At 37.1% G+C, this 9,879-nt stretch carries 11 protein-coding genes; all 11 read left to right on the top strand.

Features of this window, described 5'->3' with window-relative positions; genetic code table 11:
• The first annotated feature begins 26 nt into the window (after positions 1 to 26).
• Positions 27 to 368 (top strand): serine kinase, encoded by a 342-nt coding sequence (locus J7J33_05975; protein ID MCD6168827.1) that lies wholly within the window; start codon positions 27 to 29, stop codon positions 366 to 368.
• On the top strand, positions 352 to 945 hold the full coding sequence (locus tag J7J33_05980; GenBank protein ID MCD6168828.1) for a PHP domain-containing protein: 594 nt from the start codon (positions 352 to 354) through the stop codon (positions 943 to 945). The genes J7J33_05975 and J7J33_05980 overlap by 17 nt, the downstream gene beginning before the upstream one ends.
• Positions 935 to 1,531 (top strand): sensor histidine kinase, encoded by a 597-nt coding sequence (locus tag J7J33_05985; protein MCD6168829.1) that lies wholly within the window; start codon positions 935 to 937, stop codon positions 1,529 to 1,531. Before J7J33_05980 ends, J7J33_05985 begins: the two co-directional genes overlap by 11 nt.
• The gene (gene nuoE / locus J7J33_05990) at positions 1,500 to 2,000 is read left to right on the top strand and encodes an NADH-quinone oxidoreductase subunit NuoE (protein ID MCD6168830.1); all 501 of its coding nucleotides are present in this window, start codon (positions 1,500 to 1,502) and stop codon (positions 1,998 to 2,000) included. Before J7J33_05985 ends, nuoE begins: the two co-directional genes overlap by 32 nt.
• A 1-nt stretch (position 2,001) precedes the next feature.
• Positions 2,002 to 2,379, top strand: a complete 378-nt coding sequence (locus J7J33_05995) for a (2Fe-2S) ferredoxin domain-containing protein (GenBank protein ID MCD6168831.1) — start codon at positions 2,002 to 2,004, stop codon at positions 2,377 to 2,379.
• Position 2,380: 1 nt separating this feature from the next.
• On the top strand, positions 2,381 to 5,437 hold the full coding sequence (gene nuoF, locus J7J33_06000; GenBank protein MCD6168832.1) for an NADH-quinone oxidoreductase subunit NuoF: 3,057 nt from the start codon (positions 2,381 to 2,383) through the stop codon (positions 5,435 to 5,437).
• Positions 5,430 to 7,199, top strand: a complete 1,770-nt coding sequence (locus J7J33_06005; protein ID MCD6168833.1) for an iron hydrogenase small subunit — start codon at positions 5,430 to 5,432, stop codon at positions 7,197 to 7,199. Before nuoF ends, J7J33_06005 begins: the two co-directional genes overlap by 8 nt.
• 12 nt (positions 7,200 to 7,211) lie before the next feature.
• Positions 7,212 to 7,718 carry an ECF transporter S component gene (locus J7J33_06010; GenBank protein ID MCD6168834.1) on the top strand — a complete coding sequence of 169 codons (507 nt, stop codon included), beginning with the start codon at positions 7,212 to 7,214 and terminating at the stop codon, positions 7,716 to 7,718.
• 118 nt (positions 7,719 to 7,836) lie between these two features.
• The gene (locus J7J33_06015; protein ID MCD6168835.1) at positions 7,837 to 8,241 is read left to right on the top strand and encodes a cobalamin B12-binding domain-containing protein; all 405 of its coding nucleotides are present in this window, start codon (positions 7,837 to 7,839) and stop codon (positions 8,239 to 8,241) included.
• A complete protein-coding gene (locus tag J7J33_06020; GenBank protein MCD6168836.1) occupies positions 8,210 to 9,136 on the top strand; it encodes a hypothetical protein in 927 nt (308 codons plus the stop codon). Before J7J33_06015 ends, J7J33_06020 begins: the two co-directional genes overlap by 32 nt.
• Positions 9,127 to 9,879: radical SAM protein (locus tag J7J33_06025; protein ID MCD6168837.1), on the top strand; the 753-nt coding region annotated here is incomplete at its 3' end. The genes J7J33_06020 and J7J33_06025, both read left to right, overlap by 10 nt.

The raw sequence follows: 9,879 nt of genomic DNA on the forward strand, positions 1-9,879 counted from the left end.
ACTTTTTTATATATAATTAACATGTGGTGAGGATTGAAGACACTGTGGAGCTTTTAGATTTGAAGATCTTAAATAAAGGAAGAAGCTTTAAAGTAAAGACAGGATTTACATGTGATCTCCTATCTGTAGTGATGGCAAAGGCATCGAAGGACTCCGTATGGATAACAGTGCAAAGGCACCTTAACACTGTTGCAGTGGCCACTCTAAGAGAAATTGGAGCTATAGTTATCTCCCATGGTTTTATTCCCGATGAAGAAGTAATTGATAGGGCAAAAAAGGAAAGGATATGGATATTGACAACAGAGGAACCTTCTTTCGAGATTTCAGGAAAATTGTACAGATTGTTAAGAAATGAAACTAATAGCTGATTTACATATACACTCTGTTCTATCTCTATGTGGAGATTTTGAAATGGCTCCATGCAATATTGTAAGGAGAGTCAAAGAGTTAGGACTGAATACCTTTTCGATAACAGATCACAATAGTATTGGGAATTTACTCCCCTTCAAAAAAGTGGCAGAAAAGGAAAATCTAAAGTTTATATTTGGAATGGAGGTTCAGACTGAAGAAGAGGTTCATGTTTTAACTTACTTTGAATCCTACGAATCGATTAGAAGAGTCTGGAACATCATTTATAAAAAACTTCCAGCTGTAAATAATAGCCCAGATTACTTTGGAGAACAGATTCTCGTTAACGATAATGATGATATTCCAGATCACAACCTATTTTCCTTATTGGAGATTTCAGATGAAAGAGATGTAAAAAAACTAAAGGAAAAATTCGGCTTTCTTAAAAACTTTAACTTTGTATCTTTTTCAGATGCTCATTACCTTAAAGATATAGGAAGGAGCATAACAGTTTTTTATCTTGAGGGAAAGGAGAATTTAATACTTGCACTCAATAGAGGAAAAGTAAGGATAAGGAGGATATGCTATGATGAATGAACTCTCTCTCCATATTATTGATCTTGTTCAAAACTCAGTAAGAGCAAAAGCAAAGTTTATAGAAATAATACTGGTTGATGACGAGAAAAGAGATGAAATTCTATTGGTAGTAAAGGATGACGGAAAAGGTATAAGAAATGATGAGATTGAAAAAGTTGTAGATCCTTTCTATACAACAAAGAAAAAGAAAAAAGTTGGTCTGGGAATATCCCTTTTATACCAAACAACTCTTCAATGCGACGGTGATTTTAAAATTGTTAGTGCAGAGAATAAAGGTACAATAGTCTTTGCAAAATTTAAAAGATCCCACATTGATCTTCCACCTATTGGAAACATTGAAGACACCTTGCTTTCATTACTGATACTGACAGATTCTGTAGATTTTAAATTTGTCTACAGGAAAAATAATACGAATTTTGTATTTGATACAAGAAAAATAAAAAAATTTATTGAGGGGGTACCAGTCATACACCCTGAAGTTATGAGGGTTCTTAAAAAATACATAAGAGATGGGCTAAGATCAATGGAAAACAAAACAAAAGGAGGTAACTTTTATGCTAAAAGTAAAGAATCTAAAAATTCCTGATAATCCGGAGTACAGGAAACTTAAGGAGTACATTGATGAAAACAAGGGTAAAAGGGGTTCAATTCTACAGATACTTCTTGAAGCACAAAGGATATTTGGCTATCTTCCAGAGGAAGTACAGTACTTTATTGCCAAAGAGACAGGCATCCCATCAGCTGATATCTATGGAATAATAACCTTCTATAACTTCTTTAGAACTGAACCTATAGGGAAATACCTTATAAACATATGTCGTGGTACAGCTTGTCATGTTAAAGGTTCAGAGGATATACTTGAAGCTCTATCGAAACATCTCAATGTAAAGATTGGTGGAACTACAAAGGATAGACTATTCACACTTTCAACGGCAAGATGTTTTGGAGCCTGTGGTCTTGCGCCTGTAATGATGATAAATAATGAGGTCTATGGGAGATTAAATCCAACAAAAGCTGTTGAAATCATAAAGGAAATAAAGGAAAGGGAGGTGTAGGTTGAAGGTAGAAGAACTGAGAAAATTAAGAGAAAGGCTGAAAAAGAAGATAAGACTTAGAAACAAAAATATAAGAATAAGAATCATAGTGGGAATGGCAACAAGTGGTATTGCTTCTGGAGCAAGGGAGACATTAAAGGCAATATTAGAAGAAATAGAAAAGAGGAATCTTACAGATGTTTTGGTAACTCAGAGTGGGGAAAAGGGACTTCATCCTGAAGAACCAACAGTGGTGGTAGAGGATATGGAGAAAAAAATAAGAACAATCTACGGAGGAGTGAGTCCAGAGGTAGCAAGGATGATAATTGCTGAGCATATTGTGTATGGAAGACCTGTAAAGAAATATATAGTTCAAAGAGAAAAAATGGAGGAAGAGTGAAATGAAGAAAAGAGTAGAGGTTCTTATATGTGGTGGTACAGGCTGCACTTCATCAGGGAGTGACAAAGTTGCTGAAAGGATGATTGAGGAGTTAAAAAAGAGAAATCTTTTGGATGAGGTGAATGTTATTAGAACTGGATGTAGAGGAATGTGTGAATTTGGTCCTGTAGTAAAAATATACCCTGATGATGTTCTCTATGCTCAAGTAGAAGAAAAAGATGTCCCTGAGATTGTAGAAGAACATATAATAAAGGGAAGACCTGTCAAAAGACTTTTATGGCATGGTATAGAAACACCTGCAGAGGAAAAGAAACATCCTTTCTTCTCAAAGCAGTTAAGGGTTGTCCTTTCCAACTGTGGTGAGATTGATCCAGAAAACATTGAAGAGTATATTGCTGTGGGAGGATATGAAGCTTTAAGCAAAGTTCTTACAGAGATGACTCCCGAACAGGTGATAGATGTTGTGCTTAAATCAGGACTTAGGGGCAGAGGCGGAGCAGGATTTCCAACAGGACTTAAATGGAAGTTTGGCAGAGAGGCAAAGGGGGAAGAAAAATATGTAATATGCAATGGCGATGAGGGAGACCCTGGCGCATTTATGGATAGATCAGTATTTGAAGGAGATCCACATGCTGTAATTGAGGGAATGATAATAGCAGGGTATGCCATAGGCGCCCACAAAGGCTATGTTTATATAAGAGCAGAGTATCCTCTGGCTGTTAAAAGAATTCAGATAGCAATAAATCAGGCAAGAGAGTATGGACTACTTGGAAAAAATATTCTTGAGACCGGTTTTGACTTTGATATAGAGGTTAGACAGGGTGCAGGCGCATTTGTATGTGGAGAGGAGACGGCACTTATTGCTTCCATTGAAGGAAAGAGAGGACAGCCAAGACCAAAACCTCCATTTCCTGCTCAGAAGGGTTTGTGGGGTAAACCAACAATAATAAACAATGTTGAAACTCTCGCAAATATAAGACACATAATTCTTAAAGGTCCTGAATGGTTTGCATCTATTGGAACAGAGAAAAGTAAGGGAACCAAAGTTTTTGCTCTCACAGGAAAACTTAACAATACAGGTCTTGTGGAAGTTCCCATGGGAATAACGCTTGGAGAGATAATATATGATATTGGAGGAGGAATACCCAAAAATAAGAAATTTAAGGCAGTTCAAATTGGTGGTCCCTCAGGTGGATGTATTCCAAAGGAACACTTAAATACCCCTGTTGATTATGAATCTTTAACAAGTCTTGGTGCAATAATGGGTTCTGGCGGACTCATTGTTCTCGACGAAGATACCTGCATGGTCAATATGGCAAAGTTCTTCCTTGAATTTACAGTAGATGAATCCTGTGGTCAGTGTCCACCATGTAGAATTGGGTTAAAACAGATGTTAAAGATTCTCGATAGAATTACAAAAGGTGAAGGGAAACTTGAGGATATAGAGGAACTTGAAAGACTCGGAAAGATAATAAAAGAGGCATCTCTATGTGGACTTGGTCAAACAGCACCAAATCCTGTACTTTCAACCTTAAGATACTTCAAAGATGAATACATAGAACATATTGTTGACAAGAAGTGTAGAGCAGGGGTCTGCGCTTCCCTCTTCTATGCACCATGTGAAAATGCCTGCCCAGCAAACGTGGATGTTCCAAGATATGTCTCTTTAATGGCTGAAGGTAAGCTGGAAGAGGCTTTCAAAATACATATGGAGAGAAATCCATTTCCAAGCATATGTGGTAGAGTATGTCCTGCCTTCTGTGAGGCAAAGTGTGAAAGAGGAAAACTTGATGAACCTGTAGCTATTAGAGAAATAAAGAGAGTATTTGCAGATTGGGCTAAAGAAAAGGGAATTGGATTTGCACCTCCAGAGAATCCAAAGAAGGAAAAAGTTGCAATTATTGGTGCTGGACCTGCAGGATTATCCTGTGCATTTTACCTTACAAGGCTTGGATACAAACCAGTGGTGTTTGAAGCTCTTCCTGTAGCTGGTGGAATGATGAGAATTGGAATACCTGACTACAGACTTCCAAAGGATATCGTTGAGAGCGAAATAAAGAGAATTGAAAAGGCAGGAGTGGAGATAAGATTGAATTCACCTGTAAGCAGCATAAGGGAGTTAAAAGAAAAGGGATTTGATGCAATATTTATAGGGATTGGCGCCCAAGAATCCAGAAAATTGAATATTCCGGGAGAAGATCTTGAGGGAGTAACATATGGAATTGATTTTCTCAAGATGATAAACCTTGACAGGAGAATAGATTTAACAGATAAGAGGGTTATGGTATTTGGCGGAGGTTCAACTGCCATGGATGCAGCAAGAACTGCTTTAAGACTTAATGCGAAGGAGGTTATAGTATCTTACAGAAGATCAAGAAATGAAATGCCTGCACAACCTGAGGAAGTGGAAGAGGCAATGGAGGAAGGAATTAAATTCTTGTTCCTAACAAACCCTGTAGAGTTCTCTGGGAAAGAAAAACTTGAGAAGGTAAAGTTGACAAAAATGGAGTTTAAAGGTTTCGATAAAAGTGGAAGAAGAAGACCTGTGCCTGTTAAGGGATCAGAATTTGATATGGATGTAGATTTAGCTATAGTATGTATAGGCCAGAAAGCAAAGATCTCTCCTTTCAAAGATGAATTGGAAATTACAGAGAGAGGACAAATTAAAGTTAATCCACGAACACTTGAAACAAGTATGCCTGGAGTCTTTGCAGGTGGTGATGTAAACAACCCATCCACAGTCGTTGAAGCAGTGAGAGATGGAAGAATTGCTGCAATCTCAATTGATAAATATTTCGGGTACGATGGAATTCTTCCATTCCCCGAGAGAGTTGAAATTGAAACACATTACAATGAAGAGGAATACCTTAAGGAAATACCGAGAAAGAAACCAAAACTTGAAGATATTGAGAAGAGAATAAAACTTCTGTCATTGGAGGTGAACAAAGGTCTTCTCAAGGAAGAAGCTATGGAAGAAGCTAAAAGATGTTTACACTGCGATAGGGGTAAAAAGGTAGTTAAAAAAGAAATCTATCTAACGGAGGTGAAAAATGGTTAGATTAACAATAGATGGAATCGAAGTTGAGGTTCCTGAGGGAACCACTATTCTTCAGGCAGCAGAAAAAGCAGGTATAGGTATTCCTCATCTATGCTATCATCCAGATTTAAAACCAAGTGGTTCATGCGGTGTATGTGTTGTAGAAATAGAGGGTATGAAAGTTCCAAGAAGATCATGCTCTACCCCAGTTTCTGAGGGAATGATTGTAAAAACTGATTCAAAGAAATTAAGAGAAATTAGAAGAACAATTGTTGAACTCCTCCTCTCAAACCATAATGTTGAGTGTCCATCATGTCCACAGCAGGGTAAATGCGAGTTAGAAACACTTGCAAACTTTCTTGGTGTGGATACAAAAAGATTTCCAAGTATTTTAACACCAAAGGAGAAAGATACTACATCGCTCGCAATAGTAAGGGATATAAATAAATGCATCCTCTGTCAGAGATGCGTAACTGTTTGCAAGGAAGTGCAATCAGTTTCAGCAATAAGTATGGTAAACAGAGGAATAGACTCATATGTGGGAACATTTCTTGATATGGGACTTGGAAACTCTGTCTGTGTGAACTGTGGTCAGTGTGTTGCCTTTTGTCCAACAGGTGCATTGAGTGAGAAATCAGAGATAGATGAAGTCTGGGATGCAATTCTTGACCCGGATAAACATGTTGTGGTGCAGGAGGCACCATCAATAAGAGTATCTTTAGGAGAAGAGTTTGGAATGGAACCGGGAACAGTTACAACAAAGAAAATGTATGCAGCGTTAAAGAAACTTGGTTTTGATGCTGTCTTTGATACAAACTTTGGAGCAGATCTTACAATAATGGAGGAGGCGCACGAGCTTATAGAGAGAATCAAAAATGGAGGAAAACTTCCACTTATAACATCCTGTTCTCCAGGATGGATAAAGTTTATGGAAACATTTTTCCCTGACATAAGTGAACATGTATCCACATGTAAATCACCTCAGCAGATGTTTGGTGCAGTGGTGAAAACATACTATGCGAAGGAAAAAGGTATAGATCCAGCAAAAATTGTCTCTGTGTCTATTATGCCTTGCACTGCAAAGAAGTTTGAAGCAAGAAGACCAGAAATGAGATCCTCTGGTTATCAGGATGTAGATTATGTTTTAACAACAAGGGAACTTGCAAGGATGCTTAAATCAAAAGGAATAGATTTAAAAACTCTCCCAGAGGAGGAACCAAGTGGTGAGCTTGGCATGTATTCTGGTGCTGGAACTATATTTGGCGCAACCGGTGGAGTAATGGAAGCTGCATTAAGAACTGCATACTATATGATAACGGGGAAGAACATGGAAAATCCTGATATAAAGGCAGTTAGAGGTATGGAAGGTATAAAAGAGACAGAGGTTGACATTGATGGTAATAAAGTGAAAGTGGCTGTTGCTCATGGACTTGGGAATGCAAGAAAGTTACTTGAAAAGGTCAGAAAACAGATAGAAACTTTTGGTAAGAGTGAATATACATTTATAGAGATAATGGCGTGTCCCGGTGGATGTGTCGGCGGTGGAGGACAACCATATGGTTCAACCTTTGCAAGAAGAGCAAGAAGAGGAGAAGGTTTATACAAAGAGGATAAGAATTTACCAGTTAGATTTTCCCATGAAAACCCTGCAATAAAGATGATATACGAAAAATTCCTTGAAAAACCCGGATCTCACATTGCCCATAAATTACTCCACACCGCATACAACATAAGGGATCCTATCACAGGAGAAATCATTGAGGAAAGAGCTGCTTCTCATTAAGGGAGGTGAATTATGAGAAACAAAAAAATAATGTTTATAACTTACACCGCTGTTTTCCTTGCACTTGCCGCATTCTTTCCTGCACTTAAACTACCACAATTCATAACAGGTCCTGCTGTTAATTTCTTTCTAATTCTTGCAACATACACCCTTGGAATAGTTGCAGGAGTTGTCATAGGATGCTTAACTCCATGGATCGCTTTTCTCTCTGGTCTTATGCCTGTAGCATTTCTTCCTCCCCTTATAATGGTTGGGAATGGCCTTTATACATTAAGCTTTGGTCTTTTCAAAAAATATGGATGGCCAGGAAAAATTGGTGGTATAATAGTTGGCTCAATTCTAAAGTATCTATTTCTCTCATATGGAGTTAGACATCTTGTAAAAGCACCTCCAAAGCTTGTACTTATGCTTTCGACACCACAGCTTTTTACAGCTCTTGCAGGTGGAGTTCTTGCTTTAATTGTGATAGCAGTATTACCAAAGAATATCTTTCCTGAGGACATGTTAAAAACTAAGTAATAGGAGAAAGAGTAGATTCTATTAAATAAGGGGGTCTTTTGCCCCCTTATTTTTTACATAAAGGTTAAATTATAATAAAATATGGGTGAGGTAATCCTTTTAGGAAAAAGGAGGAAAAATGAGAAGAATAAGGATTCTTATAGCAAAACCAGGTCTTGATGGTCATGATAGAGGTGCAAAGGTTATATCCAGAGCTTTGATGGATGCAGGATACGAGGTTATATACACAGGTATAAGAAGAACACCGGAGGAAATAGTAAACATGGCTATAGAGGAAGATGTGGATGCTCTTGGTCTTTCATGTCTTTCTGGAGCGCATCTTGAATTGTTTACACGGGTTGCAAAACTGTTAAAGGAAAAGGGGAGAGATGATATTCTTCTATTTGGAGGAGGAACAATACCAAAGGAAGATATACCAAAACTATTAAAGGTTGGATTTAAAAAAATATTTCCTCCAGATTCAAGTGTTAAAGAAACAGTGGACTTCTTAAATGAGGAATTTAAAACTCAAAGAGTTGGTTGATGGTGTAAAAAGAGGAGATAAATTTATACTTGGGAAGGCTATAACCCTTGTAGAGAATGAAACAGAGGAAGGGTGGAAACTTCTAAAATACCTGTATGAATTTAGAAACAAAATATTTGTGCTTGGAATCACAGGACCCCTTGGTGTGGGTAAAAGCACATTTATAGACAGGATTATAAGAGGTTTAAGTGAAGAGTTTGGAAAAACTACCCTTCTTCTGTGCGATCCCACAAGTCCGATATCTGGAGGCGCCTTTCTTGGTGATAGATTAAGGATAAAAAATGCTGGAGAGAATATTTTCATTCGTTCCATGGCAACAAGAGGTTTTCTTGGTGGAATCTCTCCTACTCTCCCTTTTATCCTTGACCTCATTTCTTCTTCTCCGTTTAGATTCATAATAGTGGAAACAGCTGGAGTTGGTCAAGGAGAGGTTGGGATAAGCAAGTTCTCCCATCTAACAATAGTTATGCTATCTCCAGGACTTGGTGATGAAATTCAATTACTAAAGGGTGGGCTGATGGAAATTTCAGATATAATTGTAATAACAAAAGGTGATTACAAGGAAGCAGAAAGTTTTTTTAGAGGTGTGAAGTCTGGAGTTTCTCTCTATTTTAAGAAAAAAATCCCTGTTCATCTTGTAAGTTCGTTCAATGGAAAGGGTATAAATGAGGTAGTTGAGAGTGTAATTAATAAAAAAAGAGAAATAGAGGGTGGTAAAGAATATGAAATGCTGGAGGAAAAAAGAAGATTTGAGACTTTTAAGTATCTTATAAGGGAGAGAATAATAAAGAACTTTGTAGAGAGTTTTGAAAAGAATGGAGAAATTGAAGATGTTAAGAGGGGTAAAGTAAATATATATAGAAGAATTGAAGAGATATTAAAAAATTGGATGTAATAAGAGAGTTTGATCCCTGGAAGAGCCCTCTATGTACATGCCCTAAGAAATACTCATTGAATCCTTATACAGGGTGTTCATTTTCATGTATATACTGCTATATAACGGGGTTCATAAAGGATGCATTTAGGGTAAGGGTGAAGAAAAATATAGTAAATCGTGTTAAAAGAGATGTAAAGAGGATGGATAAAAACCTTTTTGTTTCCATGAGCAACTCATCTGATCCCTATCCATACATTGAAAAAAATCTCTTTATAACCAGAGAAATTCTAAAACTATTTAGAGATGAAGAGGTAAGGGTTCTCATCGTTACAAAAAGTGATCTTGTTAAAAGAGACATAGATATATTAAAGGATATGAATGTAGCCGTCTCCATAACAATCACAACTTTTAAAGAGGTATATAAAAAAATTGAACCCTTTGCCCCTTCTCCTGAGAGAAGATTAGAGGCAATTAAAACTCTTCATGAAAATGGAATTCCCGTGATCTTAAGACTTGATCCAATAATTCCATTTGTTAATGATGATAGAGGAAGTATAGAGGAAGTAATAGAAAAAACGGCTCCTTATATAAAACAGGTTATAACATCAACATTTAAACCGAGACGAGATTCCCTTAAAAGGTTTAGAGAGAACTTACCAGATATTTATTTGAAATTAAGACCTCTTTACACTGAAAATTTTCATGGATCTTTCTACCTTCCACAAAAAATAAGACTCAAGTTAATCTCCACAGTAAAGGAA

Source organism: Caldisericia bacterium (genome assembly GCA_021158845.1).
Classification (GTDB): Bacteria; Caldisericota; Caldisericia; order B22-G15; family B22-G15; genus B22-G15.